We start from the raw sequence: 26239 nt of genomic DNA on the forward strand, positions 1-26239 counted from the left end.
ATCATGTCTTTCGCTTAGCCTTCGACTGCGCTCAGGCTGACAAAAAACATATTTATCTTAGCAGAATATATTACCCTATTAAAGATTAAATCCTAAATCTACTTCCAGTTTGGAAGCAATCAGTTTATTAATTCTTTTCTTTACTTCAGGAATCTTAACACTTTCTAATACGTTATTCGCGAATGCGTACATCATCAATCCACGAGCTTCTTTTCTAGGAATACCTCTGGATTGCATATAGAATAAAGCATCTTCATCAAGTTGACCAATAGTACACCCGTGACTACAAGCAACATCATCTGCAAAGATCTCTAACTGCGGCTTAGAGTTGATCGTAGCTTTGTCATCTGCCAGAATATTATTGTTAGACTGGTACGCATTTGTCTTTTGCGCTTCCTTCTCCACCAGAACTTTTCCATTAAAAACTCCGGTAGAGCTATCGCCAAAAATTCCTTTATAATCCTGATGACTCTCGCAGTTTGGTTCAATATGATGAACCAGCGTGTTGTGATCTACGTGCTGCTTACCTTCAATAATAGTCACCCCTTTCATGGTAGAATCTATTCGCTCACCTCTTTGATAGAAATTAAGGTTATTACGCGTAAGCTTTCCGCCGAAAGAAAAAGTATGTACTGAAACATGACTTTCATCCTTCTGCTCGATAAATGTGTTATCTATCAAAGAAGCTGAAGCATTGTCATTCTGAATTTTGTAATAATCAACTATTGCACGTTTATCTGCAAAAATCTCTGTTACCGAGTTGGTAAGTACTGGATGATCTGTCAGGCTCTGATGTCTTTCAATAATCTGAACATGAGAGTTTTCATCTGCTACCACCAAATTTCTTGGCTGAAGCAGTAATGAAGACTCATTTCCTGTTGCGAAATTTATGATCTGGATAGGCTTATCTGCCTGCTTATTCTTGTGAATATGAATAAATGCTCCTTCTTTGGAAAACGCAGTATTCAATGAATTCAAACCAGATTTTGGCGCTACTTTATTAAAGTAGTTATCAATTATCGGTCTATATTTATCTTTCGTTAATGCAGAAGACATTAAACAAACGTCAATTTTCTCATGCGTAGTTTGAGAAAGGTGTGAAGAGTATATTCCGTCAATAAAAACAAGATCATACGTATCTATATCATGGATCAAATATTTTTTGATATCACGATAATCTATGGCATCTTCTTTCTTCGGAAATACGCTATAATCATGTTTTAAAACCGAGTTTAGCGAAGTATATTTCCAATCCTCATTCTTTTTATTTGGAAAACCGAGGTCTTCAAAATCCTTGATCGCCTGATTTCTAATGGCATCCATTCCATTATCAGGTTCCAAGCCTTCTTCAAAGGCTAAAAATGATGAGATAAGTTTATCTTTTAATTCCATTTTGTTCAATTTCAAGTTCAAAATTTAAAACTCAATATTCTCTTTTTCCGGAATATTGAACCCTGAATCCTGAATTATTTAAACCGCTTTTTCCGGCTTTACCCAATCGTAACCTCTTTCTTCAAGTTCGTGTGCAAGTTCTTTTCCACCTGACTTCACGATCTTACCATCAACCATCACATGCACCACATCTGGCACGATATAATCTAATAACCTTTGGTAGTGAGTAATAAGCAACACGGCGTTATCCTCGCTTCTTAGCTTATTAACTCCATTTGCCACTACTTTTAAAGCATCAATATCCAAACCTGAGTCTGTCTCATCAAGAATAGACAGTTTAGGGTTTAACACTGCCATCTGGAAAATTTCGTTACGCTTCTTTTCACCTCCGGAAAATCCCTGGTTAAGGGAACGAGATAAAAATTTACGGTCGATTTCCAACATCTCAGATTTTTCACGGATCATCTTCAGCATTTCATTTGCCGGCATATCTTCTTTCCCCTGCGCTTTACGCTGAGCGTTGATAGCCGTTTTAATGAAGTTTGTTACTGAAACTCCCGGAATTTCCACTGGATATTGAAAAGAAAGAAAAATTCCTTTGTGTGCTCTTTCTTCAGGATCCAATTCTTGAAGATCTGCTCCTTCAAAGATCATCTCTCCTTCGGTCATTTCATACTCTTCCCTTCCTGCAATTACTGAAGATAAAGTACTTTTTCCTGAACCGTTAGGCCCCATGATTGCATGAACCTCCCCCGGGTTGATCTCAAGATCTATTCCTTTAAGGATTTCTTTATCTTCAATGCTAGCGTGTAAATTCTTTATTTTAAGCATGTTTATCAATTCTGAATCTGCCTTGGCAGATGGATTTAATTTTTTCTTTTTAATCTTTTATAGTGTCTAACACTTTTGCTCCTTCGGGGACTTCAATGATCTCTATAATCTCTATCATTTCTTCCCATCCTTCCTGTGCGATATTAGGCTTTATCTGAGCCTTAATCGTCACCGGTATCATTTCAAAATCATCAGATTTTAAAGGTGCTATTTTCTTTGAAAGAACTTTAGACATAGAATCCAGGGTAACACCGTAAACGAAATTCTCTCCCCTCATCACAGCAGCCTCAGCACTGTAAACAAACTCTCCTTCCAGAACCTGGATACTATCCGGAACTTTTTCAGTCTGTGGTTTATCCATGAGCTCTTTACGATCTTCATCCTGACAGGATAAAAGAGTCAAACTCAATATCAGTAATCCAAATAACTTCTTCATAGCAATTATAGCGTTGGTTTTATCCAACTGAACCTTCTAATGAAATTTCAAGTAATTTTTGTGCTTCCACAGCGAATTCCATTGGCAACTTATTCAGTACTTCCTTACTGAATCCGTTTACGATAAGTGCAATCGCTTTTTCGGTATCTATACCTCTCTGGTTACAGTAGAAAATTTGGTCTTCCCCAATCTTACTTGTAGTGGCCTCGTGTTCTACCTGAGCCGACTTGTTTTTAACCTCGATATATGGAAAGGTATGGGCTCCACATTTATTGCCCATTAACAGGGAATCACATTGCGAGAAGTTTCTTGCATTATGCGCTCTTCCGTTAATTTGCACCAATCCACGATAGGAATTTTGAGATTGTCCCGCTGAAATACCTTTTGAAATGATCGTACTCTTGGTATTCTTACCAAGGTGAATCATTTTCGTACCGGTATCGGCCTGTTGCCAGTTATTAGTTACTGCAATAGAGTAAAATTCTCCTACAGAATTATCTCCTTTTAAAATACAACTTGGATATTTCCAAGTTACCGCAGATCCTGTTTCCACCTGAGTCCAGGAGATCTTGGCGTTATCTTCGCAAAGTCCTCTTTTAGTAACAAAGTTGAAAACTCCTCCTTTACCTTCTTTATTCCCTGGAAACCAGTTTTGAACAGTACTGTATTTAATCTCAGAACCATCTAATGCCACGAGTTCTACCACGGCGGCATGAAGCTGATTTTCATCACGAGACGGAGCAGTACAACCCTCCAGGTAACTTACATAACTATCTTCATCTGCCACCACCAGCGTTCTCTCGAACTGTCCGGTTCCAGCCTGATTAATTCTAAAGTATGTAGAAAGTTCCATCGGGCAACGTACCCCTTTCGGAATATAACAGAAAGAACCATCACTAAATACTGCAGAATTTAAAGCAGCATAAAAATTATCTTTTTTAGGAACTACAGTACCCAAATATTTTTTCACTAATTCCGGGTGTTCCTTAATAGCTTCTGAAATTGAACAGAAAATAATTCCTTTTTCAGCCAGGGTCTTTTTAAAAGTAGTAGTAACAGAAACTGAATCCATTACTATATCTACTGCAACACCGGCAAGTTTCTTCTGTTCATCTATAGATATCCCCAATTTCTTAAAAGTATCCAGTAATTCAGGATCTACTTCATCAAGACTATCGTACTTCGGTTTTTTATTCGGAGCTGAATAGTAAGAGATATTTTGAAAATCCGGTTTAGGGTATTTCACATTGGCCCATTCCGGTTCAATCATATCTTCCCAGGCGCGGTAAGCTTCCAGGCGCCATTCGGTCATCCATTCCGGTTCTTCCTTCTTCTTCGAAATTGCTCGCACAATATCCTCGTTCAAGCCTACAGGAAAAGTATCAGATTCTATATCTGTATAAAATCCATATTCATATTCCTTGGTTTCAAGCTCTTTCTTTAAATCGTCTTCAGTATATGCCATGTTTTCTTAATTCAAAATTTAAGGTTTAAAACTCAAAACTATTTGAACTTACTACCTTTAAAATCACTTTTCTGCAAATATTTCATAAAACCTCCTATCTGCATACTTAGACTTTTTAATTTATTCAACAATACATCAAATTCATTCCTTTCAATGTATTTACGATCCATTATTCTATACAATTGTGAACGTGTTTCTCCACACGATGCTTTTGCTATTGACAAGAATTGAATAAACTCCCTATTCCCATTTCTCTCAAAACCTTCAGCTATATTATCCATTATAGAACCTGAAGAAGCATTTATTTGATCATAAAGACGATAATCGGTCTTTAACGGGCTTTCCTCGCGAATTTTAAATATATCGTTACAAACCTCCCTTGCCATCTTCCAAATTTCAAGATCTTCAAAATTTTCAAGCTTCCCCATCTTCAACCTTAAATTTTGAATCCTGAATTTTGAATCATTTATAATGAAAAACTTTCACCGCATCCGCAGGTTCGTTGTGCATTTGGGTTATTAAAAACAAAACCCTTACCGTTTAAACCTCCTGAATATTCAAGAATGGTTCCGGCTAGATACAGCACACTGCGTTTATCTACAACAATTTTCACACTATTGTCTTCGAAGATCTTGTCGCCCTCAGCCTGACTCTTATCAAAATTCAATTCATAAGACAAACCAGAGCAACCACCACTCTTTACACCAACACGAACGTAATCGGCTTCAGGATTAAAACCTCCTTCAGTCATCAGGGTGGAAATCTTCGTTTTAGCCTCTTCGCTAACTTTAATCATAAGCTATAAAGATTAATTCTAAATTGAGCACAAATATACTACAAAGCATGTGTTTTACCATAGACTAAGCATATGTTTTAAGAATTGAATCATAGAGCCTACCAATCAAAAAATCCAGCTGATTTTCTCCATCTAAAACAAGGTTTTTCAGTCCATAATGCTTTTGCTCCATTCTTCTTGATTGAATTATATAATTGTACTTTTGCATTTTAAAATTCAATTGCATGTTTGATAATAGTCAGGAAAGCAAAACAAACCTTTCAGAATTAGGTGAATTTGGTTTAATAGATCATCTTACCAAGAATTTTAGTCCAAAACTGGAATCCACAATCAAAGCTATAGGTGATGATGCGGCCGTGCTAAATTTCAAGAACAAGCAAACCCTTATTAGCACAGACCTCTTAGTGGAGGGAGTTCATTTTGATCTGGCTTATATGCCACTCAAACATTTAGGCTACAAGGCAGTCATGGTAAATTTATCAGACATTTATGCGATGAACGGAACTGCTACCCAAATAACCGTTTCTTTTGCGGCTTCAAATCGTTTCCCGGTAGAAGCTCTAGAAGAATTATATGCAGGTATTCAACTGGCAGCAAAACTTTATAATGTTGATGTTATTGGCGGAGACACCACTTCGTCTACTTCAGGTTTAATGATTAGTGTTACCGCTATTGGGATTGCCGAAAAAGAAGAAATCACCTATCGTAATGGCGCTAAAGCAAATGATCTTCTGGTTTTATCTGGGGATCTTGGTGCCGCTTACATGGGACTACAAGTTTTAGAGCGCGAAAAGCAGGTTTTTAAAGCCAATCCAAACTCCCAACCAGACCTGGATCAATACACTTATTTGATTGAACGACAGCTGAAACCGGAAGCCCGTCAGGATATTCCTCCATTACTTAAAGAACTTGAGGTTCAACCAACATCTATGATCGATATTAGCGACGGACTTTCTTCTGAAGTAATACACCTTTGCAAGAATTCTAAATTAGGTGCTAATCTATTCGAAGAAAAAATTCCTTTGGATCCTGCGGTAATTTCAGTTTGTGAGGAATTTGAAATAGACAGCACCATGGTTGCACTAAGTGGAGGCGAAGATTATGAATTGTTATTTACCATCTCACAAGATGATTATGATAAAATTAAAGGGAATCCACATTTAACGGTTATTGGGCATATGACTGAAGAAAATGAAGGTATGCATCTCGTAACCCGTGCCAATCAAAAACTACCATTAATCGCAAGGGGCTGGAATTCTATGGAAAATAAGGAGGACTAATTATAACGAATATCATTTATCGTTTCTGATGAACCAAAATACCTGGCTTCAGCCTCTATAAAACCACTTGTATCTTCGTTAGGGTTTGCTATCGAACCTATTATAGAATTCAAAATCAAATTATAATCTGTATAAAAGATTTTGTTATAGATTTCCACTATTGGAATCTTCTGCGCGATTTTATTTTTATACTTTTTCTCAAAGTCAAATAAAAAGCTATTGAAGCCCGATAATTGCTCATACTGGTATGTGTGAATTATTTCATGGGCCAGCGCTGTATTTCCTGAAATACCTTTCAAAAGTTTTATACTATTTCCAAAAGCTACCCCACTATAACGGGCATCATCGTTTATAACATCTGTATGAAACACAAAGGTCCCCACTCTCATACTCATTTTCCAATCAGGACTTGCGTTAATAGATTGATAGGCAGTCGCCGCAAGATCAAAAGGCATGATTCGGTAACTCAGTTTAAAATTTTCCTTGGTATTGACTTCAATACGGTTAAACCCAATATTTAAATGCCAGCGAGCCCAGAAGTCGCGATTGGCCGCGGCATTTTCAATAATAGAAGTCCCTGCAGAATTTACAATTTTAGAAGGCCAGACATAATCGTAGTTTCCAGATTTGGCAAATTCCCGAACCAGCCGTTTACTTTCAAAAACCAGGTAACCTCCAAGAGCTCCCTGCCCTAAACCTTTAAGCAATGTCTTTCCAAGTTTCTGTTCTGGTTCTTTATTTATGATCGCTCCAACTCCACCTAATACACTGCCAATTCCAATATTAAAAAGACCGGCTTCAAAATCATTGTTCTGGGCTGTAGATTTGGAAGAAAAAATCAAGAATAAAATTAGAGGAAGAAAAACAGAAAACTTCAAGGTGGTATTTTAATGATTGATGGGCTCCTACAAGTATAATCATTTTTAATAGATTGCAGGAAAATCAATATTTTGAAGAATATATTTTACTTTATTCTAGGCTGTTTTGTTCTCACCTCCTGTAGTAAAGAAAACCTGTATGATTTTAAAGATCTAACAACCGAACGGGATTATATATACAACGTAAGGGCGTATGCTGCAGACTCAACAAAAGTCATAGATTACAAGGTGACAGTATTTCAAACCAATGGATATAACCAACAAATTAACTACCCATACGGGACAGCATCCGGCAGAAATAAAAATTATCATACTTCCGAATATAGTGTCAAAGGCTATAAAGAAAATGGAGTGCTAATTACTCCAAGAGAAAATATTAAAAGAATATGGGTCATCTGTTATGAAGTAGGATCTACGAATGTTTACGATGAATTACTTTTTCAGTATATAACCGAAGATATAACTCCAGTATTTGTAGGCTATAATTTTGAAACCGATCAGAGAATTGTAGAATACCGGGAAGAATAAATAAAATTAAGAAGCTTTAGCCACAAATACACGCTTTCGCTTTTGATGTATTTGAGCAAGGTACCTGTTGGTTTCTTTAAATTTCGGACTTAATCGAGCCAAAAATCCATCGGCTGTATCTGTCATTTCCATGCCACACTTTTTACATTGATACTCATGCACATGGTTCGTGATGTCTTTAGACACTCTTAACTTGTGTCCGAAAATGTTGCAATAAACCTTTGCAAATGAAAATAAGGTAGGATTCAGTTTTTTCATATTAAGGTTAAATTTCTGGTTTCTAGATTACTAAATTATAAAAAAAAGTTAATAGTTCGACAAAACGCATTTATTAATCGATGAAATGCATAATTGTTCTTAAATTGTTCATATCTTCCATATACGAATTGTGACCGTTTTCCATTTCATGGAACTCACAGTCGCAATCATCGGAAAGCCTTGATATTTCATTGATTTCCAATATTGGATCCTGTTTTCCGGCAACAATAATTTTCTGGCCTGAAAAGCGTCTCAGCTCTTCCAAATAATTCATACGATTTTTCATACCGTTTAGAGCAGCTTGTATATTTTCAGCCTTCATTTTGAATGCCCGGGACTTTAAAAATTCAATTTCTGAAGCAAATTCTATTTTACTCTTTTCAGAATAAAGATTAGAAATCGCCATGCTTACAAAAGCCTCCTTATTTTTCCCGACCAGTTTCACAGATCTTTCCCGAATTTTTTGCTTTTCCACAGTATCCTCAACCGGTGTTGAATTAATCAACATTAGGTTCTTTATCATCATAGGAAAATTTTTAAGGAATTCCAAACTAACATAACCTCCCATACTATGCCCGGCTATACTAACCTCCTCTATTCCAAGCGTTTTTAACACCTCCCGAACCACATCTGCCATAAGCCGCATGCTATGTACCTCTGCAATTCCTTCGGAATTTCCATGACCGGGTAGATCAATGCAAATAATCTGCCGTTCCTTTTGGAGGTCTTTCACCATTGGATTCCATATTTCGGAATCTTCTAGAAATCCGTGCAAGAGAACTAATGGGACTTTGTTACCTGCTCCCTGAATTTTATAATATATTTTTCCGTTTTTATGATTTATTTCGCTCAATCCAATATTGTTTTAATAAGCATCTTCATTACTTTTTTTCATTGATAAAAAAAGTAACCAAAAAAATCTAGGCTCACGAAACTTTATCTGAATTTATCGTTCACCACCTAAATTTTAAGAACTCGCTAGGAATATTCAATATGTTTATAATATTTCATTTTGCTCAAACAGCTTAAAATTTTACGGCGCTTTCACTTTAAATTTTACGATAAACTTTCGGTAGGCCAGTAAAAAATATAAATTATTCAACTTTTGTAATAAATCTAAGAAGTGAGGAGTTTTATACGCCCATATCTAAACATCAAGAAAATTTAGAAAATTCTACGAGCTAGGAGTGAAAAATAATTTCAAAATTCGAGGCAAGCTTTTGATGATTAACCTCTCCATGAGAAATCCAAAAAAACCGCGAACCCAGGAATAAAAATTCAGGAATTCGCGGTAAATATTATTGTTTAAATTTTCCTTAAGAAACCAGAGTTAGGAATTCATAATATCCTCTATTTCTTCGATTTCTATTGGTATATTCCCCATCAAATTAAACGGCTCTCCTTTTTCCTGGATCACCACATCATCTTCCAGTCTAATTCCAAAACCTTCATCCGGTAAATAAATCCCCGGCTCTACGGTAAACACTTGATTTGCTTCCATAGGTTCAGTCAAAATTCCGTAATCATGCGTATCCAGACCAATATGGTGGGAAGTCCCGTGCATAAAATACTTTTTGTAAGCTGGCCAGTCCGGATCTTCATTTTGAACATCAGCTTTATCCAGTAAGCCAAGCTCAAGCAATTCTGAAGTCATCATTTTCCCAACCTCAACATGGTACTCTTTCCACATTGTTCCCGGAACCAACATTTTTGTCGCGTCTTTCTTTACTTTATTTACCGAATTATAAACCTGCTTTTGGCGGTCTGTATATCTTCCAGAAACCGGAATGGTTCTACTAAGATCACTGGAATAATTTGCATATTCCGCACCCGTATCCAGAAGAATAAGATCACCCTCCTTGCACTGGTGCCTGTTTTCTATATAGTGCAACACATTCGCATTATTACCGCTGGCGATAATAGGCGTATAAGCAAAACCTTTAGAACGATTTCTTATCATTTCATGATAATATTCCGCTTCAATTTCATATTCCCAAACCCCGGGTTTTACAAATTTCAAGGTTCTTCTAAAAGCTTTATCGGTAATATCACATGCCTTTTGCATAAGATCTAATTCAATAGGATCTTTTACAGAACGCAATCTTTGTAGAATAGGATTTGCTTTTGCTACCTGGTGGGCAGGATATTTTTCTTTACACCATTTTATAAAGCGATCATCTCTTGTTTCAGTTTGATGATTTGCTCTATAATGTTCATTTGTATTTAAATAAACCGTTTCACACTGCGTCATCACCTCAAAAAAGACTTTTTCAAAATCTTTCATCCAGTAAACAGTTTTTATACCGCTTACATCAAAAGCATCGTCTTTTGTAAGCTTCGCCCCTTCCCAAACAGCAATATGTTCATTGGTTTCCGTTAGAAAAAGAATCTCACGATGCTTTTCCTCAGGAGCATCGGGAAATAAAACCAATACACTTTCGTCCTGATCTACCCCACTCAGGTAAAAAATATCACGATTTTGCTGAAAAGGCATGGTACTATCGGCACCTATTGGATAAACGTCATTTGAATTGAAAACAGCCAGGCTTTTTGGCTTCATCTTCTCCATGAAGTTTTTGCGGTTTTTTATAAAGAGTTTCGAATCTATTCTATCATATTTCATAAATAAATCTTTTCAATTTTTTCAAAATTAAAAGGAATTAAACGTAAAAGCTATAAAAGCGATTTAAAATTTAGAGTAATACAGACTTTTACTAATTTAGATGGAATCAACTATCATTTTATCAATCCATCAATGCAACTAGAAAATTACAAGTCTTTCGAAACTGAAAGACTTCTCATTAGACCCACCTCACTTGATGATGCAGAATTTATATTCCAGCTTTTGAATTCACCGAAATGGCTTCAAAACATTGGAGATAGGAATATCTGTAGTATTAAAGATGCTGAAAAATATATTTCTGCAAAAATGCACACACAACTTACAAGGTTAGGTTTCTCCAATAATACCGTAATTAGAAAATCTGATCAAAGAAAAATTGGCACCTGTGGCCTCATTGACCGGGAAGGCCTGGATAGCATAGATATTGGATTTGCTTTCATGCCGGAATTCGAGAAAATGGGCTATGCTTTTGAAGCAGCCAGCGTACTGATGAAAGCTGCCAGAAATGAATTCAAATTAAAGGAATTAAGCGCTATTACCCTGGAAGAAAATACAGGATCCAGAAATTTATTAAAGAAATTAGGTTTCGAGTTTCAGGAAAAAATTAAAATCCCAAATGACCCTAAAGAACTGATGCTTTATTACAAAGAGCTTTGACTTTAACCTACTGTTATTCGTAAATTCCCAGTCTGTTTTTTAGACGAATATTGTCTTTTTGAAGTTGTTTTATCTGCCGAAGCAAGTGATCTATAGCCTCCAGTCCTTCCAAATTAATGTCTAATTCACGATGTAAACGCATCATTTTTTCAAAATCTGCCAGGTGATCGCAATGTACATATTCAGTCTCCTCTATAATAACTATCTCTAAAATTCCACTCTCAGAAAGTGAGCTTACAAACTGGCGTTCTACTTTGTAGCGACTACAAATTTCTTCTGCAGGAATTAAGTCTTCTTTTTTCATATTCCTGTTTTTTTAAGTTCATGAAATAACTCCTTTTGCCTCTCAGTTAAATGCTCCGGCACTTTCACCTTATAAGTAATATACAAATCCCCAAACTGATCTTTCATTTTATACTTCGGAAAACCTTTCCCTTTCAATTTCACCTTAGTGCCATTTTGAGTTCCTGGCTTTACCTTAAGACTTACTTTTCCATTAAAAGTCTTTACCTGAATTTCTCCGCCTAAAGTAGCTGTACTTAGGCTAATCTCTTCCGTAGAATACAAATTCTCTTTTTCTCTTCGGAAAGAAGTATCGTTTAGAATTTTAAAGCTTATAAAAAGATCTCCTTTAGGCCCACCCTGAATTCCAGGACCACCATGACTTTTAATCTTTATAGTTTGACCATTCTCTACACCGGCTGGCACCGTAATTCTAATATTCTTAGCATTTACGGTAAGGGTATGTTTCTGACTTTCGTAAATATCACTTAATCTTAACTGAAGTTCAGCGTTAAAATCCTGTCCCTTAAAATGTGCATTGCGATGAGCTCCTTCAGCCCTTGCCCTGCCCCCAAACATTTGTTCAAAAAAATCTGAAAAGGTATCATCATCAAAATTTCCGGAATAGGATCGTGATTGACCACTCCCCCCAAAGCCTCCTCCAAATCCACCTGAAGCTGCCTGTTGTTTCTTTGCTTCTTCAAATTGATCTGCATGCTTCCAGTCTTTTCCGTATTCATCATATTTCTTGCGCTTTTCTTGATCGCTTAATACTTCATGAGCTTCATTTATCTGTTGAAATCTTGCCTGGGCTTCTTTGTTATCCGGGTTTAAATCTGGATGATATTTACGCGCTAGTTTTCTATAGGCCTTTTTGACATCAGCTTTGGTAGCAGATTTATCAATTTCTAAAAGTTTGTAGTAATCTATGAAGCTCATTAACTATAACTATTTTAATCCCTAAAGATTCCCGGATTCATTTCTTTTTTCTTAAGCTGACTTTCTATTAGACCAATCTGACCAAGATGATAAATATCATGCTGTATAACTCCATTCAATAAAGAATAAAAGTCATAATCTTTACCATTCACTTTTTCTTCAAGATAAGAATCATCCTCTTTCTTATTAAGACACTTATATATCTCGCTTTGTGCAGCAACAAGTTTGCGCTTTAGAGCCTCCCATTCTTCCTGGGTATGCACTTTAATATCAGGCCAGTCTTTTTCGGTATCAATCTCGATTGAAAATTCGTCGTTACATTTTAATTTTTCAATAGCAAAAGTCTTCCAGGCAATTAAATGTCCAACAATTTGAGCAGCACTATGAGATTCTGGATTGCAGGTTTTGTATCCTATCACATAGGGTACATTTTCAAGCTTCCGCATTACCGAATCACCATACCACGGTTCACCTTCAAAAACTTCTGAAAGAGATTTAATTATATTTTCAGTTCTGTTTTTCATCGTAGGGATAAATGAAATAGGAAATTACGAAAATTGCCTTTTTACTGCAGTTAAGCTTTTGCTAAAACAAAGATTATTCATTAAGATGATTACTTTAAGAATTGTTTAAAGGCCTAATCTGCAAGCCACTCTCACTCAAAGGTTCAACAAATTATCCGCTACTTTAAATTAGTTCTAAATAGTGGCTAAAAAGAACTCCAAAGTTTGTTAAAAATTAGAAGGAAGCGTATTTTTGCGGCACTTTATCTAAATAATTCAAAACATTTATGGCGAAATCTGCGCTTTTAAAGTCATCATTGGCGAAAAAATACTGGATGGCTTTCACAGGCCTTTTTCTGTGCCTGTTTTTAGTAGGTCACCTATTCGGAAATTTACAATTGTTGTTACCGGTAACAGAAGCTGCTAAAGATCAGTTTAATGAATATGCACTATTCATGACGACGAATCCGGCGGTTAAGATATTATCTTATATCACCTACCTCAGTATTATTTTCCATGCTATTGATGGAATAATGCTTACAATTAATAATCGTAAAGCAAGACCTACCGGTTATGTAAGTTTTAAACCCTCAACAAACACCATGTGGTCTTCCAGAAATATGGGGATCCTGGGAACTGTCATTCTTGCATTTATTGTAATTCATATGACGATGTTCTGGGGAGAAATGAAATTTGGCGGACTTGATGAAACAATTTATACTACTGCAAACGGAGAAGAAGTAAAAGATCTTTACACTTTGACGCTCAAAACTTTTCAAGATGCTCAGTACGGGCTAATTTGGGCTATTGCGTATGCTTTAGCTATGTTGGCAATTGGTTTTCACCTGTCTCATGGTTTTGCCAGCGGATTTCAGTCACTTGGTGTTAATCATCCTAAGTACAATGGGTTTATCAGAAAGTTTGGCTATGCTTTTGCGGTTTTAGTCCCTCTGGCATTCGCAGTGATCCCTTTTTATATTCACTTTGTACTAGAAAAAATTTAAGCTATGGGAATATTTGAATCTAATGCACCTAAAGGCCCATTGGCAGAAAAGTGGACCAATCATAAAAATTCTATAGACCTGGTTAATCCTGCCAACAAACGTAATATAGACGTGATCGTTGTGGGAACAGGACTTGCCGGCGGTAGTGCCGCAGCAACGCTTGCTGAACTTGGCTATAATGTAAAAACATTTTGTTATCAGGATTCTCCTCGTAGAGCGCACTCTATTGCAGCTCAGGGAGGGATAAATGCAGCAAAAAATTATCAGGGAGATGGTGATTCTGTTTACCGTCTTTTCTATGATACTGTAAAAGGAGGCGATTATCGTTCCAGAGAATCCAATGTTTACAGACTTGCTCAGGTTTCAGGAAATATCATTGACCAATGTGTGGCTCAGGGAGTTCCTTTTGCCCGTGAATACGGTGGACTTCTTGATAACCGTTCTTTTGGTGGGGTTCTTGTTTCAAGAACTTTCTATGCAAAAGGACAAACAGGACAACAGCTATTGCTCGGAGCCTATTCAGCAATGAATCGCCAGATCAACCGTGGAAAGATCAAATCTTACAACAGGCATGAAATGCTTGATATTGTAAAAGTTGATGGAAAAGCCCGTGGGATTATCGCAAGAAACCTGGTAACCGGGGAACTTGAAAGACACTCAGCTCACGCAGTGGTAGTTGCTTCAGGAGGATATGGGAACGTATTCTTCCTTTCTACTAATGCCATGGGAAGTAACGTCACTGCTGGCTGGAAAATACACAAAAAGGGCGCTTATTTTGCGAACCCTTGTTTTACGCAGATCCACCCAACCTGTATTCCGGTTTCAGGAGATCATCAGTCTAAATTGACCCTGATGTCTGAATCACTTCGGAATGATGGTAGAATATGGGTTCCGAAGAAAAAAGAAGATGCTGAAGCTATTAAAGCCGGGAAGAAAAAACCAACAGAGCTTTCAGAAGAAGAAAGAGATTACTATTTAGAGAGAAGATATCCTGCATTTGGTAACCTGGTGCCACGTGATGTCGCATCCAGAGCAGCCAAAGAACGTTGTGATGCAGGTTTCGGAGTAAATAAAACAGGAGAAGCAGTTTATCTTGATTTTAGTGCAGCCATCGTGCGTTATGGTAAAGAAGCTGCGACTACCAGGAAAATTAGCAATCCTTCTGATGCTGAAATTAAAAAATTAGGAAAAGAAGTTGTGGAGGCCAAATATGGTAACCTTTTCCAGATGTATGAGAAGATCGTAGATCAAAATCCATACGAAACTCCAATGATGATTTATCCTGCGGTACACTATACCATGGGTGGTGTCTGGGTTGATTATAACCTTCAAACTACAATTCCTGGTTGTTACGCGATTGGAGAAGCAAACTTCTCAGATCACGGAGCAAACAGACTTGGAGCCTCTGCCTTGATGCAAGGACTTGCTGATGGATATTTCGTTTTACCATATACTATAGGAAACTATTTATCTGATGATATTAGAACCGGAACAATCCCGACAGATTCTGCTGAATTTGATGCTGCAGAAACTGAAGTTCGTGAGAGACTGGAAAAATTCATCAATACAAAAGGAACAAAATCTGTAGATCACTTTCATAAAATTCTTGGTAAGATTATGTGGAATAAGGTTGGAATGGCAAGAAATGCTAAAGGTCTTAAAGAAGCAATTACAGAGATCAAAGAACTTCGTGAAGAATTCTGGAAAGATGTGCGAGTTCCTGGAAATACGATGGAAATGAATGCTGAGCTTGAAAAAGCAGGTCGTGTGGCAGATTTCCTTGAATTGGGTGAATTATTTGCAAAAGATGCATTGCATAGGGAAGAATCCTGTGGTGGTCACTTTAGAGAAGAATACCAGACCGAAGAAGGGGAAGCGATGCGTGATGATGAGAACTTTATGTACGTAGCAGCCTGGGAATACACAGGTAATCCCGCAGATGCTATTCTTCATAAAGAAGATTTAGATTATGAAAATATTCAGGTAAAAACAAGGAGTTATAAATAGAATTGAGATTTGAGATTTGAGAATTGAGACATTCGTCCCGATAATTCTAAAATCTCATTTCTAATTACTCAATACTTAAAGTATGAACCTTACATTAAAAATATGGCGTCAGAAAAACGCCGATACAAAAGGAAAAATGCAAACCTACCAGGTTTCAGATATTTCTACTGATATGTCTTTTCTTGAAATGATGGATGTTCTTAACGAACAGCTTATTGACAAAGGAGACGAACCTGTCGCTTTTGATCACGATTGTCGTGAGGGAATTTGCGGATCTTGTAATCTACAGATCAACGGTGAGCCTCATGGACCAGATCGCGGGGTTACTACCTGCCAGTTACACATGAGAAGTTTCAAAGACGGCGATACGATCGTTATTGAACCATTCAGAGCAAAGGCATTTCCGGTAATTAAGGATTTGGTGGTAGACCGCAGCTCATTTGACAGAATTCAGCAAGCCGGTGGATATATTTCTGTTAATACTTCAGGAAATACCCAGGATGCAAACTCTATCCCTGTAGATAAAGAAAGTGCTGATATGTCTTTCTACGCCGCTACCTGTATTGGTTGTGGAGCTTGTGTTGCTGCATGTAAAAATGCCAGCGCCATGCTATTTACCTCGGCTAAAGTGAGTCAGTTTGCCTTACTTCCGCAGGGAGAAGTTGAAGCAGACCGTAGAGTACTACAAATGGTAGAGCAGATGGATAAAGAAGGTTTTGGTAATTGTACCAATACCGGAGCTTGTGAAATTGAATGTCCTAAAGGAATTTCTTTAGAGAATATCGCGAGAATGAATAGAGAATATTTGAAAGCCAGCGTTAAGTAAATCGCTTTTAAAATAAATATAGAGGAGCCCGGACTTTGTAGTCCGGGTTTTTTTATGCATTTTATTTAAAAATTGCAAGATGTCGGGACTTCCTAAATTCAATTCCAAATTACCTGGTACCAAGACCAGTATTTTTTCAATAATGAGTAAAATGGCCAATGATTATAATGCCATTAATTTATCCCAGGGATTTCCAAATTTTGAAACCGATCAGAAATTAAAAGATCTTGTCACCAAAGCCATGAATGAGGGATACAATCAATACCCTCCAGATTCAGGAATTAAAGTCTTAAGGGAAGAGATTTCAAAAAAGATCAAATCTCTTTATGGAAAAGAGTATAATCCAGATTCAGAAATAACAATTACTTCCGGAGCTACTGAAGCTTTATATTGTGCTATAACAGCCTTTGTTAATAAAGGAGACGAAGTCATTGTTTTAAAACCGGCTTACGACACTTATGAGCCTACGATAAAAATAAATGGCGGTAAACCAGTTCAGATTCAATTAAAAGGCGAAAATTATAAGCTAGACTGGGACGAAGTAAGATCGACGGTTAATTCTAAAACCAGAATGATCATTATTAATACTCCGCATAATCCAACCGGAACTATTCTTTCTCAAGAAGATATGCTGGAACTGCAAAAGATTCTTTCAGAAACTAATATTATCTTACTTAGTGATGAAGTTTATGAGCATTTAATTTTTGATAAGGAACAGCATCAAAGCGTCTCAAAGTTTCCAGGACTCTCTGAAAGATCTATCGTTTGCGCATCCTTTGGAAAGACTTTTCACAATACCGGATGGAAAACGGGATATTGCGTAGCTCCTGAAAAATTAATGAAAGAAATTAGAAAAATTCATGAGCTTACGGTTTTTTCTGTAAATCATCCCATGCAAAGAGCTTATGTAGATTATTTGAAGGATCCCAGCACCTATTTAGATCTTTCAAATTTTTACCAGACAAAAAGGGATCTTTTTCTAAATTTGATAAAAGATTCGAAATTTAGTTATACCCCTTCTAAAGGAACCTATTACCAGCTTTTAAATTTTTCCGGGATAACCGATGAAAATGATGTAAATTTCGCTGAGAGATTAGTAAAACAACATGGATTAGCCTCAATTCCTGTATCAAAATTTAATATTAACGAGAAGGATAACAGCCAGTTAAGATTCTGTTTTGCAAAAACAGACGACACACTGGAGAAGGCGGCGGAAATACTTTGTAAATTATAGATGAATTTCAACATTAAGATCCGTGAACAGGATTTTGTTTTGCATCCGTTTGGCGCCGTGTACTGGCCAGAACAGGAAGTACTACTAATTGCAGATGTCCATCTTGGAAAAGTTTCGCATTTTAGGAAACATGGTAGCGCGGTTCCGCTAAAAGCAGTCAAACAAAATTTTTTAAATCTTGACCAGTTAAGAAAAGAGTTTGATCCTGAACACATTGTATTTTTAGGAGATCTTTTTCATAGTTCTCTTAATATAGAGTGGAATATGTTTGAAGAATGGATAAACAGTATAGACAACCAGGTCTATCTCATTACCGGAAATCATGATATTATTTCTCCGTTAAAATATGAAGACCTCGGAATCAAAATTTTTTCTGATATACAGGTCGCAGGTTTTCATTTAAGTCATCATCCGGAAGATTTTGAGGAACATTTTAATCTTTGCGGACATATTCATCCCGGTTTTAAAATGAGAGGAAATGGAAAACAATTAATTAAATTATCTTGTTTCTTTAAAAGCAAAAATCAAATGATACTTCCAGCTTTTGGAGAATTCACTGGAAATTATTTCATGGAACCTGAAGCAGGAGATCGTATTTTCGCTATTACCGGCAAGGAAGTTATTCCGGTGCATTAAATCCCCCAAAATGATAAAAAAACTAGCCGTTCTTAATTTTATTTCTGTAATAATAAACATCGCAACAAATTTCTTTGCGCAAACTGGTAAAATAAATAACACCACCATAGGTGAGCTTAGTGATAAGAGCGCTAACCTCTTCACTCCTGCAGATTATGCTTTTTCTATCTGGGGACTTATTTTTCTGAGTCTCCTGGTTTGCTCCAGTTTTATGATTTATCAAGCATTTACAGGCGGTAAGTTTACCAAATTCATCGAAAATACCTCAATTTGGTTTATTGTAGCAAACCTGGGCACCGCACTATGGGTAGTCACCTGGTTGTATGAATTTACGGGAATGTCAGTAGTCCTAATGTTCCTTGTACTAGCCAAACTTTTAAAGCTTATCATTAACAACGACATGGAGGTTTGGGATGCCCCCTTTAAAGTTATTGCGTTTTACTGGTGGCCAATCTGTTTATATTCAGGATGGATCACTGTTGCCAGTATCGCCAATATGGCCGCCTGGTTAACCGAAATTGGATGGGATGGTGCCGTTTTTTCTGAAATTGAATGGACCGTTATTATGATAGGTGTGGCTGTAATCATTAATCTTTTGATGATCTACCTTAGAAACATGCGGGAATTCGCCGCTGTAGGCGTATGGGCATTAATAGCCATCTATTTAAGGCATCAGGGCACTGAAGAATTTATTGCGAAAACAGCACTGGCTGGTGCCATTCTTTTATTTCTAAATATTGCTTATCATGGATTCAAAAACAGAAAATCGAATCCCATGTATAAATTACTGGCTGGAAATTAGAAATTTTCATTTTCAGACGCACTACTCCTGAATCTTAAACTCGGAATTTTGTAAATTTGATAAAAACATAGCCATGAAAACAATAGAATTAAAGGTTAATTCAAGAATATATGACCGGTTGCTCTGGTTACTTAGGCAGTTTAACCCCGATGATATGTTAATTATAGAAAGAGATAAAGAACAAGAATATCTCCAAAATGAACTTAAAAAGATCGATGAAGGTAGCGCAAAATTTATGAGCCTGGAAGATTTGGATAATCTTTTAGAAGATCAGATAAAAAAATATGAAAATTAGAATTTTAGAGGGTTTTTCTCTAAAATTAGCGCTTCAGTTAGAATACATTGCTAGAGATAAACCTGAAGCAGCAAGAAAATTTAAAAACGATATATTATCTCTCATAAAACGTATTCCTTCCATGCCTTATATCCATAGGCAATCTATTTATTTTGAAGATGAAAATATTAGGGAATTAATCTTCAAAGGTTATAAAATTGTTTACCGGATAAAAATTCAGAAGAATTTAATTGAAGTTTTTGGGTTTATAAAAGATGAAGCCAAACTTTAAATCTCAAACTTAGAATTTTAAACTTTTTTACACCATTGCCTTGATATCACTTCCCCAACTCGGGTAAGAAAATATCATTCCTTTCAAAGTTTCACAATTAAGCTTACCGCACATTGCCATTACAAACATATTGATCATTTCTCCTGCATCGGGTCCTAACAAATGGGCGCCAAGAACAAGTCCGGTTTCTTTATCTATCAAAGTTTTATAAGCATAATAATCGTCATTGATCCTTTTGGCATTAAACCACTTTGGTACAAGTTTTTGCTCTACTTTGAAGTCATAACCTTTTTCTTTTGCTTCTTTTTCATTTAAACCTACTGAAGCCAGATTTGGCAGGGTAAATACCACAGAAGGTTGCGGGGGATAATCAACCGTTTTATCACGATCTTTGTCGAGAATATTACCGGCTACTATTCGTGCTTCCTGAGAAGACAATGGTGTTAATGGGAGACCTTCACTGTCCGAAACATCTCCACAGGCATATACATTTTTATTTGTTGGGCTCTGTAGATGTTCATTTACGATAATTCCTTTCTTAGAAAAATCAACATTCCCATTTTCAAGGTCCAGATCATCAATAGACGGAACTCTTCCGGCAGTATTTAACACAAGTTTTGCCTTTAGTTCGATCTGTTTCCCGTTTTGGTTTGCAATTACTCTGTAATTCGTCTGAAGTTTCTCAACCTCGGTTACTTCTGAATCAAAAACGAATTTAATTCCAATTTCTTCAGAAGCTTTCTGAAGATGTTTCACCATAGCTTCATCAAAATTTCCTAAAGCTCTGGATTCACCTTCTACTACGGTAACATTTGCTCCACATCTGGCTGCAATATGTGCAAACTCCATCCCTATATAACCGGCACCTATAAAAATGATACTTTCAGGAAGTTCTTCCAGTTCCAGAAAATCATCACTTATTATTGGCAAATCTCTCCCCGGAATTGGCAATTCCAAAGCTTTATTTCCGGTTGCGATCACGATCTTTTTTGCCTTAACCGTCTTTCCTTCTACAGAAAGTGTATTCTCGTCTAGAAATTTCGGGGATTGATGGTACATTTTAATACCTAAAGCTTTCATATCCTTTTCTGTAGCTGCAGGAACAGCGCTGGTAAAGGTTTCTTTAAATTTCATTAAATCCTTCCAGCTAAATTCAGGCATTTTAGTAATTCCATGACCTTTCATTTTTTCAGCCCTATCAAGAATCTCGGTCAATCCTACCAGGACCTTTTTCGGGTCACAACCACGATTCGCACAAGTACCACCAAATTCCCTATTATCGGCAATAGCCACTTTTAAACCTTCAGCAATACATTCTTCGGCAACGCTTTTTCCTGCAGTTCCGGTTCCTATTATAAAAACATCAAACTCTTCAATTCCCATATTTAATTATATCGTTTTAACTACGCCACCATCAACACGCAAAGATGCTCCATTGGTTGCAGAAGATAACGGACTGGCTACATATGCAATCATATTCGCGATCTCCTGAGGATCTGCAAACCGTTGAATTAAAGATGTAGGCCTTGCCTCGTTAAAAAATTCTTTTTCTATTTCTTTTTTTTCAGCTTCATTAGAAGCATCAACCATATCCTGTACCCCCTCAGAAAAAGTAGGTCCTGGCAACACACTATTTACCGTGACATTGGTGCCTTTGGTCGTTTCTGCTAAACCTCTGGATACTGCCAGTTGTGCTGTTTTGGTCATTCCATAATGAATCATTTCCACAGGAATATTAAAAGCACTTTCACTGGAAATAAAAATTATTCGCCCAGAATCCTTCTTTAGCATGCCCGGTAAAAAAGCACGGGAAAGCCTAACTCCACTTAATACATTTACTTTGTAAAACTCCAACCATTCTTCATCTGGAATTTCTGTAAATTCTTTTTGTCCAAAAATCCCGACATTATTTATTAGAATATCCAGTTCTCCGATCTCGCTAATAAGTTGTTTAATCTCTTCCTCTTTCGAGAAATCACAGGCAATTCCGGAAATATTTACATTTGAAATTTCCTTTTTCAGGTTTCCAATTGCCTTATTGACAGATTCCTCTGAACGGCCATTTATAATCACCTCTGCTCCTTCCGCAGCCAAGGTTTTTGCCGTAGCATATCCAATTCCTTTAGTAGAACCGGAAATAAAAGCTTTTTTTCCTTTAAGTTTTAAGTCCATTTATTGTTTTGCTTTTTTCAACCACAAGCCTTTCACATCATTTTCCAGATAAAATATCAAGAAGAAAATATATAGGGCATATAACATCTGCGTCCCTACTGCAGCCCAATCTTCCTTAAACGCACTACCTACAATTAGGATAATCATCAAAATAGCTGCTGCAGTAAGTGCTTTTCTACTAAATATTCCAAGGAGGATCATTCCCCCTAAAATTAATTCTACAAATGGGATCGCAAAGGCAATAGGCTTCACGAGAACTGCTGGCAGCATACTCTTTTCAAAACCATCTACAACCCCATCAGCAAACTGTGCCAGTTTAGGCATTCTAACCAGTCCATGGATAAAAAAGTTAATTCCTAATGTAATTCTTGCCAGAAAATAAGCAAGCTGCTTGTAACTCATTATGGATTTTCGTGAAAGTTAAGTAATGAATGAGTGTTCTTGTGTTATGGAAGTTATAAATATGTAGAATGATATTTAATCGTTAAAAATCAATTAACTGGTTGTAAGGCAATTTGGATGAAATTATATTTGCAGTAATGAGTACAAGTCTTATCGCCCAGAAATTTGCACAGTCCCCGCAACAGCAGGAACTGCGCAACGCTATTGCCTCCTTCGAAAAAAATCAATCTAACATTCATCTTAAAGGTCTGGTAGGTTCTGCATTGTCTTTTGTAGTGGCAGATGCTTTTAAGGAATCTGACCATCCTTTCCTCTTGATCTTTAATGATAAAGAGGAAGCAGCCTATTATTTGAATGACCTGGAACAGCTGGTTGGGGAAAAGAATGTGCTTTTTTATCCCGGAAGCTATAGAAGACCTTATCAAATTGAGGAAACCGATAACGCGAATGTTCTGCTTAGGGCTGAAGTTTTAAACCGGATAAACTCCAGAAAAAAACCGGCCTTAATTGTTACTTATCCCGATGCTTTATTTGAAAAAGTTGTAACCAGAAAAGAACTGGACAAGAGTACGCTCAAAATTGCCGTTGGCGATGAACTCTCTATAGACTTTGTAAATGAGGTGCTCTTTGAATATCAGTTCAAAAGAGTTGATTTTGTAACTGAACCAGGAGAGTTTTCTGTTCGAGGAGGAATTATAGATGTGTTTTCCTTTAGTCATGATGAACCCTATAGAATTGAATTTTTCGGCGATGAAATAGACAGTATCAGAACTTTTGATGTGGAAACACAGCTTTCCACAGATAAAAAGAAGAAGATCTCTGTAATGCCCAATGTGGAAAACAAACATTTAGATGAAGTTAGAGAGAGTTTTCTAAAATATATTTCAGCAAAGACCATCGTTTTTATCAAGAACCTTGACCTGCTTTCAGCTCAAGCTGACAAGCTGTATAAAAAAGCAGAGGAAGCTTTTAAGGAACTTTCAGAAGATGTAAAGCATAGTGAGCCTAAAGAACTTTTTTGTGATGGCGGGCTTATTAAAAAACAATTGAGCGAGTACGCTTCAGTAGAATTAAGTACTCAGGCATTTCTCAAGGCAGAGAAAACTATTGCATTTAATACCAAACCCCAACCTTCTTTTAATAAGCAATTTGATTTACTTATTGAAAATCTTGTGGAGAATCAAGAGGCGGGATATACCAATTTCATATGCTGTGTAAGCGACCAGCAGGCAAAGCGTTTTCATGATATTTTTGAAGATCAGGATAAAGAAGTAAAATATCAGACTCCGGTTTTTTCCATGTTCCAGGGATTTGTAGATGAAGATTTAAAAACGGTTTGTTATACAGATCACCAGATATTTGAGCGTTATCATAAATTCAGCCTTAAAAATGGATACGCCAAAAAACAGGCAATAACCCTGAAAGAACTTACCAATCTTGAGGTTGGAGATTATGTTACCCATATAGACCACGGAATTGGAAAATTTGGAGGACTTCAGAAAATTGATGTAGAAGGCAAAAAACAGGAAGCTATAAAACTGATCTACGGAGAACGGGATATCTTATACCTAAGCATTCATTCACTTCATAAGATTTCCAAGTTCAACGGAAAGGACGGCAAACCTCCAAAAATTTATAAACTTGGAAGCAATGCCTGGAAAAATCTGAAGAAGAAAACAAAAGCGCGTGTTAAGCATATTGCCTATGATCTTATTAAGTTATATGCGAAAAGAAGACTTGAAAAAGGATTCAAATTTGACCCGGATTCCTATTTACAACACGAACTGGAGGCTTCATTTATGTATGAAGACACTCCTGACCAAAGTTCATCTACTGCAGCAGTAAAAGCTGATATGGAAAACGAACGCCCAATGGATCGCCTGGTATGTGGGGATGTTGGATTTGGTAAAACTGAAATCGCCATAAGAGCCGCATTTAAAGCAGTAGATAACAATAAGCAGGTAGCGATCCTAGTTCCTACGACTATTCTGGCATTTCAACATCATCGAACATTTACTGAACGTTTAAAAGATTTTCCGGTAAGGATAGATTATTTAAACCGCTTTAGAACTGCGAAAGAACGTAAAGAAACTTTAGCCGATCTGGAAGCTGGTAAGGTGGATATTATCATCGGGACACATCAATTGGTTAGTAAAGCGGTAAAATTTAAAGATCTTGGCTTACTTGTGGTTGACGAAGAACAGAAATTTGGGGTGGCTGTAAAAGATAAATTAAAGACTATCAAAGAAAATGTGGATACGCTAACGCTTACTGCAACACCAATTCCGAGAACACTTCAGTTTAGTTTGATGGCGGCACGTGATCTTTCAACGATTACCACTCCCCCACCAAACCGGTATCCAATTGAAAGCCATGTGATCCGTTTTTCCGAAGAAACTATTCGGGATGCTGTTTCTTATGAAATTCAACGTGGCGGACAGGTTTTCTTTATCCACAATCGAGTTGAAAACATCAAGGAAGTGGCCGGGATGATCCAGAGGCTGGTTCCCGATGCTAAAATTGGCGTTGGACATGGACAGATGGAGGGTAAGAAACTGGAAAAACTGATGTTAAGCTTTATTAACGGGGAGTTTGATGTCCTGGTTTCAACGACTATCGTAGAAAGCGGATTGGATGTTTCTGAAGCAAATACTATTTTTATTAATAACGCCAATAATTTTGGACTTTCTGATCTTCACCAGATGCGTGGCCGTGTTGGTAGAAGCAATAAAAAGGCATTTTGTTATTTTATTACTCCGCCTTACTCAGCGATGACGGAAGATGCACGGAAAAGAATTACCGCGCTGGAACAATTTTCAGAACTGGGAAGCGGATTTAATATTGCCATGAAAGATTTGGAGATTCGTGGAGCAGGAGATTTGCTTGGTGGGGAACAAAGCGGCTTCATCAATGATATTGGTTTTGATACGTATCAAAAAATTCTAAATGAAGCGATTGAAGAGTTAAAAGAAAATGAATTCCGTGATCTATATGCCGAAACTGAAGATGTAGAACACAAAGACTTTGTAAAAGATACCCAGATAGATACCGATTTTGAATTGCTCTTTCCTGATGATTATATCAATAATATCACAGAAAGACTCAACCTCTACACCAAACTTAACGAACTTAAAACTGAAGAAGAACTTCAGAAGTTTGAAGCTGATCTGGTGGATAGATTTGGAGAACTCCCAACACAGGCCGTTGATTTGTTAAACTCTGTAAGAATAAAATGGATTGCTGCAAAAATAGGTTTGGAAAGAGTGATCATGAAAAAGAACAAAATGGTAGGTTATTTTATCGCCGATCAAAAATCCAGGTTCTACCAAACCAATAACTTTACGAAAGTGCTGCAATATGTGCAAACACATAGACAAAACTGCACCATGAAAGAAAAGGAAACCCGGGGAGGACTAAAGCTTTTACTAACTTTTGACAGGATTACATCCGTAGAAAAGGCATTGAAGGTTTTGCAACCTTTAGACTTTAGAGAGAAAAAAGAGGAATTGGTGTAAAAATTGTATCAGACTTCCTATAAATTTCCCTTAAGTTTAGAAAATAATTTTCAATTCTACAGGATCATCAAAAATGCCCTGCTCCTTTTCAGTAGAAAAAGGAAAATCCTTTAAAGAAGTTTGATTTAAATTGTTGAGAAGCCCCCAAAACTTAGTTCCCTGTGAAAGACATAATCAGAAATTCCTCTGGTTAATCATCTTTTTTAT

General features: G+C 36.8%; 28 protein-coding genes. 12 read left to right on the top strand and 16 right to left on the bottom strand.

Features of this window, described 5'->3' with window-relative positions; translation table 11 throughout:
- Window positions 1-78 precede the first annotated feature (78 nt).
- The 6 genes from sufD to GFO_RS14760 all read right to left on the bottom strand — a co-directional run bounded on the left by sufD (window position 79) and on the right by GFO_RS14760 (window position 4920).
- Window positions 79-1392 (bottom strand): Fe-S cluster assembly protein SufD, encoded by a 1314-nt coding sequence (gene sufD / locus GFO_RS14735; RefSeq protein ID WP_011710976.1) that lies wholly within the window; start codon window positions 1390-1392, stop codon window positions 79-81.
- Between the two features lie 78 nt (window positions 1393-1470).
- Window positions 1471-2223, bottom strand: coding sequence for a Fe-S cluster assembly ATPase SufC (sufC, locus tag GFO_RS14740; protein ID WP_011710977.1), 753 nt, complete (start codon window positions 2221-2223; stop codon window positions 1471-1473).
- A gap of 49 nt (window positions 2224-2272) precedes the next feature.
- Window positions 2273-2659: a hypothetical protein gene (locus GFO_RS14745; protein WP_041250406.1), complete on the bottom strand. Its 387-nt coding sequence runs from the start codon at window positions 2657-2659 to the stop codon at window positions 2273-2275.
- Between the two features lie 19 nt (window positions 2660-2678).
- Window positions 2679-4124, bottom strand: a complete 1446-nt coding sequence (gene sufB / locus GFO_RS14750; protein WP_011710979.1) for a Fe-S cluster assembly protein SufB — start codon at window positions 4122-4124, stop codon at window positions 2679-2681.
- A 38-nt stretch (window positions 4125-4162) separates the two neighbouring features.
- Window positions 4163-4552 carry a four helix bundle protein gene (locus GFO_RS14755; protein ID WP_173362638.1) on the bottom strand — a complete coding sequence of 130 codons (390 nt, stop codon included), beginning with the start codon at window positions 4550-4552 and terminating at the stop codon, window positions 4163-4165.
- Between the two features lie 38 nt (window positions 4553-4590).
- Entirely contained in the window at window positions 4591-4920 is a 330-nt protein-coding gene (locus GFO_RS14760) for a HesB/IscA family protein (RefSeq protein ID WP_011710981.1), read from the bottom strand.
- 224 nt (window positions 4921-5144) lie between these two features.
- Here GFO_RS14760 and thiL point away from each other — a divergent pair, with 224 nt between their 5' ends.
- The gene (thiL, locus tag GFO_RS14765) at window positions 5145-6200 is read left to right on the top strand and encodes a thiamine-phosphate kinase (protein ID WP_011710983.1); all 1056 of its coding nucleotides are present in this window, start codon (window positions 5145-5147) and stop codon (window positions 6198-6200) included.
- On the opposite strand, the gene GFO_RS14770 is transcribed toward thiL, so the two are convergent.
- The gene (locus tag GFO_RS14770; protein ID WP_011710984.1) at window positions 6197-7078 is read right to left on the bottom strand and encodes a hypothetical protein; all 882 of its coding nucleotides are present in this window, start codon (window positions 7076-7078) and stop codon (window positions 6197-6199) included. The genes thiL and GFO_RS14770 overlap by 4 nt on opposite strands.
- A 72-nt stretch (window positions 7079-7150) precedes the next feature.
- On the opposite strand from GFO_RS14770, the gene GFO_RS14775 reads away from it, so the two are divergent.
- Entirely contained in the window at window positions 7151-7606 is a 456-nt protein-coding gene (locus GFO_RS14775; RefSeq protein WP_011710985.1) for a hypothetical protein, read from the top strand.
- Between the two features lie 6 nt (window positions 7607-7612).
- Here the strand turns inward: GFO_RS14775 and GFO_RS18035 are convergent, their stop codons facing one another.
- The 3 genes from GFO_RS18035 to GFO_RS14790 all read right to left on the bottom strand — a co-directional run bounded on the left by GFO_RS18035 (window position 7613) and on the right by GFO_RS14790 (window position 10487).
- A complete protein-coding gene (locus GFO_RS18035; protein WP_262489187.1) occupies window positions 7613-7738 on the bottom strand; it encodes a hypothetical protein in 126 nt (41 codons plus the stop codon).
- A 199-nt stretch (window positions 7739-7937) separates the two neighbouring features.
- Window positions 7938-8717 (bottom strand): alpha/beta fold hydrolase, encoded by a 780-nt coding sequence (locus GFO_RS14785; protein ID WP_011710987.1) that lies wholly within the window; start codon window positions 8715-8717, stop codon window positions 7938-7940.
- Between the two features lie 477 nt (window positions 8718-9194).
- Window positions 9195-10487, bottom strand: a complete 1293-nt coding sequence (locus GFO_RS14790) for an aminopeptidase P family protein (RefSeq protein WP_011710988.1) — start codon at window positions 10485-10487, stop codon at window positions 9195-9197.
- Window positions 10488-10619: 132 nt separating this feature from the next.
- Between GFO_RS14790 and GFO_RS14795 the strand changes: the two genes are divergently transcribed.
- Window positions 10620-11144, top strand: coding sequence for a GNAT family N-acetyltransferase (locus GFO_RS14795; RefSeq protein WP_011710989.1), 525 nt, complete (start codon window positions 10620-10622; stop codon window positions 11142-11144).
- Between the two features lie 13 nt (window positions 11145-11157).
- Here GFO_RS14795 and GFO_RS14800 read toward each other — a convergent pair whose 3' ends face one another.
- Genes GFO_RS14800 through GFO_RS14810 form a run of 3 tightly spaced genes read right to left on the bottom strand, consistent with a single transcriptional unit; the run spans window position 11158 to window position 12889 of the window.
- The gene (locus GFO_RS14800; RefSeq protein WP_011710990.1) at window positions 11158-11448 is read right to left on the bottom strand and encodes a chaperone modulator CbpM; all 291 of its coding nucleotides are present in this window, start codon (window positions 11446-11448) and stop codon (window positions 11158-11160) included.
- Window positions 11445-12365 (bottom strand): DnaJ C-terminal domain-containing protein, encoded by a 921-nt coding sequence (locus GFO_RS14805; protein ID WP_011710991.1) that lies wholly within the window; start codon window positions 12363-12365, stop codon window positions 11445-11447. The genes GFO_RS14800 and GFO_RS14805 overlap by 4 nt, the downstream gene beginning before the upstream one ends.
- Before the next feature lie 14 nt (window positions 12366-12379).
- Window positions 12380-12889, bottom strand: coding sequence for a DinB family protein (locus tag GFO_RS14810; RefSeq protein ID WP_011710992.1), 510 nt, complete (start codon window positions 12887-12889; stop codon window positions 12380-12382).
- 266 nt (window positions 12890-13155) lie between these two features.
- Between GFO_RS14810 and GFO_RS14815 the strand changes: the two genes are divergently transcribed.
- The 8 genes from GFO_RS14815 to GFO_RS14850 all read left to right on the top strand — a co-directional run bounded on the left by GFO_RS14815 (window position 13156) and on the right by GFO_RS14850 (window position 19943).
- Window positions 13156-13872 (top strand): succinate dehydrogenase cytochrome b subunit, encoded by a 717-nt coding sequence (locus tag GFO_RS14815; RefSeq protein ID WP_011710993.1) that lies wholly within the window; start codon window positions 13156-13158, stop codon window positions 13870-13872.
- Window positions 13873-13875: 3 nt separating this feature from the next.
- Window positions 13876-15879: a fumarate reductase/succinate dehydrogenase flavoprotein subunit gene (locus tag GFO_RS14820; RefSeq protein WP_011710994.1), complete on the top strand. Its 2004-nt coding sequence runs from the start codon at window positions 13876-13878 to the stop codon at window positions 15877-15879.
- Window positions 15880-15961: 82 nt separating this feature from the next.
- Window positions 15962-16705 carry a succinate dehydrogenase/fumarate reductase iron-sulfur subunit gene (locus GFO_RS14825; RefSeq protein WP_011710995.1) on the top strand — a complete coding sequence of 248 codons (744 nt, stop codon included), beginning with the start codon at window positions 15962-15964 and terminating at the stop codon, window positions 16703-16705.
- A 79-nt stretch (window positions 16706-16784) separates the two neighbouring features.
- Window positions 16785-17939: a methionine aminotransferase gene (locus tag GFO_RS14830; protein WP_011710996.1), complete on the top strand. Its 1155-nt coding sequence runs from the start codon at window positions 16785-16787 to the stop codon at window positions 17937-17939.
- A complete protein-coding gene (gene pdeM / locus GFO_RS14835; RefSeq protein ID WP_011710997.1) occupies window positions 17940-18575 on the top strand; it encodes a ligase-associated DNA damage response endonuclease PdeM in 636 nt (211 codons plus the stop codon). It begins immediately after the preceding gene.
- Between the two features lie 10 nt (window positions 18576-18585).
- Window positions 18586-19377, top strand: a complete 792-nt coding sequence (locus tag GFO_RS14840; RefSeq protein WP_011710998.1) for a hypothetical protein — start codon at window positions 18586-18588, stop codon at window positions 19375-19377.
- Window positions 19378-19450: 73 nt separating this feature from the next.
- Entirely contained in the window at window positions 19451-19672 is a 222-nt protein-coding gene (locus GFO_RS14845; RefSeq protein WP_011710999.1) for a hypothetical protein, read from the top strand.
- A complete protein-coding gene (locus tag GFO_RS14850) occupies window positions 19662-19943 on the top strand; it encodes a type II toxin-antitoxin system RelE/ParE family toxin (protein ID WP_011711000.1) in 282 nt (93 codons plus the stop codon). Before GFO_RS14845 ends, GFO_RS14850 begins: the two co-directional genes overlap by 11 nt.
- Window positions 19944-19970: 27 nt before the next feature.
- Here GFO_RS14850 and GFO_RS14855 read toward each other — a convergent pair whose 3' ends face one another.
- From GFO_RS14855 to GFO_RS14865, 3 genes are read right to left on the bottom strand one after another with little or no spacing between them, the layout of a single operon-like run.
- Window positions 19971-21326, bottom strand: coding sequence for a dihydrolipoyl dehydrogenase family protein (locus tag GFO_RS14855; protein WP_011711001.1), 1356 nt, complete (start codon window positions 21324-21326; stop codon window positions 19971-19973).
- A gap of 6 nt (window positions 21327-21332) precedes the next feature.
- Window positions 21333-22115 (bottom strand): SDR family NAD(P)-dependent oxidoreductase, encoded by a 783-nt coding sequence (locus tag GFO_RS14860; protein WP_011711002.1) that lies wholly within the window; start codon window positions 22113-22115, stop codon window positions 21333-21335.
- Complete coding sequence (locus GFO_RS14865) at window positions 22116-22517, bottom strand: DoxX family protein (protein ID WP_011711003.1); 402 nt, start codon at window positions 22515-22517, stop codon at window positions 22116-22118.
- A 137-nt stretch (window positions 22518-22654) separates the two neighbouring features.
- Here GFO_RS14865 and mfd point away from each other — a divergent pair, with 137 nt between their 5' ends.
- The gene (gene mfd, locus GFO_RS14870) at window positions 22655-26032 is read left to right on the top strand and encodes a transcription-repair coupling factor (protein WP_011711004.1); all 3378 of its coding nucleotides are present in this window, start codon (window positions 22655-22657) and stop codon (window positions 26030-26032) included.
- Window positions 26033-26239: the final 207 nt, after the last annotated feature.

Source organism: Christiangramia forsetii KT0803, assembly GCF_000060345.1.
Taxonomy (GTDB): Bacteria; Bacteroidota; Bacteroidia; order Flavobacteriales; family Flavobacteriaceae; genus Christiangramia; species Christiangramia forsetii.

Bases quoted from the DNA above. Each gene is read 5' to 3' on its own strand.
- thiL (WP_011710983.1), top strand. From the start codon at position 5,145: ATGTTTGATAATAGTCAGGAAAGCAAAACAAACCTTTCAGAATTAGGT.
- GFO_RS14805 (WP_011710991.1), bottom strand. From the start codon at position 12,365: ATGAGCTTCATAGATTACTACAAACTTTTAGAAATTGATAAATCTGCT.
- sufD (WP_011710976.1), bottom strand. From the start codon at position 1,392: ATGGAATTAAAAGATAAACTTATCTCATCATTTTTAGCCTTTGAAGAA.
- sufC (WP_011710977.1), bottom strand. From the start codon at position 2,223: ATGCTTAAAATAAAGAATTTACACGCTAGCATTGAAGATAAAGAAATC.
- pdeM (WP_011710997.1), top strand. From the start codon at position 17,940: ATGAATTTCAACATTAAGATCCGTGAACAGGATTTTGTTTTGCATCCG.
- GFO_RS14850 (WP_011711000.1), top strand. From the start codon at position 19,662: ATGAAAATTAGAATTTTAGAGGGTTTTTCTCTAAAATTAGCGCTTCAG.
- GFO_RS14845 (WP_011710999.1), top strand. From the start codon at position 19,451: ATGAAAACAATAGAATTAAAGGTTAATTCAAGAATATATGACCGGTTG.
- GFO_RS14815 (WP_011710993.1), top strand. From the start codon at position 13,156: ATGGCGAAATCTGCGCTTTTAAAGTCATCATTGGCGAAAAAATACTGG.
- GFO_RS14865 (WP_011711003.1), bottom strand. From the start codon at position 22,517: ATGAGTTACAAGCAGCTTGCTTATTTTCTGGCAAGAATTACATTAGGA.
- GFO_RS14840 (WP_011710998.1), top strand. From the start codon at position 18,586: ATGATAAAAAAACTAGCCGTTCTTAATTTTATTTCTGTAATAATAAAC.
- GFO_RS14795 (WP_011710989.1), top strand. From the start codon at position 10,620: ATGCAACTAGAAAATTACAAGTCTTTCGAAACTGAAAGACTTCTCATT.
- GFO_RS14830 (WP_011710996.1), top strand. From the start codon at position 16,785: ATGTCGGGACTTCCTAAATTCAATTCCAAATTACCTGGTACCAAGACC.
- GFO_RS18035 (WP_262489187.1), bottom strand. From the start codon at position 7,738: ATGGAAATGACAGATACAGCCGATGGATTTTTGGCTCGATTAAGTCCG.
- GFO_RS14855 (WP_011711001.1), bottom strand. From the start codon at position 21,326: ATGGGAATTGAAGAGTTTGATGTTTTTATAATAGGAACCGGAACTGCA.
- GFO_RS14810 (WP_011710992.1), bottom strand. From the start codon at position 12,889: ATGAAAAACAGAACTGAAAATATAATTAAATCTCTTTCAGAAGTTTTT.
- mfd (WP_011711004.1), top strand. From the start codon at position 22,655: ATGAGTACAAGTCTTATCGCCCAGAAATTTGCACAGTCCCCGCAACAG.
- sufB (WP_011710979.1), bottom strand. From the start codon at position 4,124: ATGGCATATACTGAAGACGATTTAAAGAAAGAGCTTGAAACCAAGGAA.
- GFO_RS14745 (WP_041250406.1), bottom strand. From the start codon at position 2,659: ATGAAGAAGTTATTTGGATTACTGATATTGAGTTTGACTCTTTTATCC.
- GFO_RS14760 (WP_011710981.1), bottom strand. From the start codon at position 4,920: ATGATTAAAGTTAGCGAAGAGGCTAAAACGAAGATTTCCACCCTGATG.
- GFO_RS14790 (WP_011710988.1), bottom strand. From the start codon at position 10,487: ATGAAATATGATAGAATAGATTCGAAACTCTTTATAAAAAACCGCAAA.
- GFO_RS14825 (WP_011710995.1), top strand. From the start codon at position 15,962: ATGAACCTTACATTAAAAATATGGCGTCAGAAAAACGCCGATACAAAA.
- GFO_RS14755 (WP_173362638.1), bottom strand. From the start codon at position 4,552: ATGGGGAAGCTTGAAAATTTTGAAGATCTTGAAATTTGGAAGATGGCA.
- GFO_RS14860 (WP_011711002.1), bottom strand. From the start codon at position 22,115: ATGGACTTAAAACTTAAAGGAAAAAAAGCTTTTATTTCCGGTTCTACT.
- GFO_RS14800 (WP_011710990.1), bottom strand. From the start codon at position 11,448: ATGAAAAAAGAAGACTTAATTCCTGCAGAAGAAATTTGTAGTCGCTAC.
- GFO_RS14820 (WP_011710994.1), top strand. From the start codon at position 13,876: ATGGGAATATTTGAATCTAATGCACCTAAAGGCCCATTGGCAGAAAAG.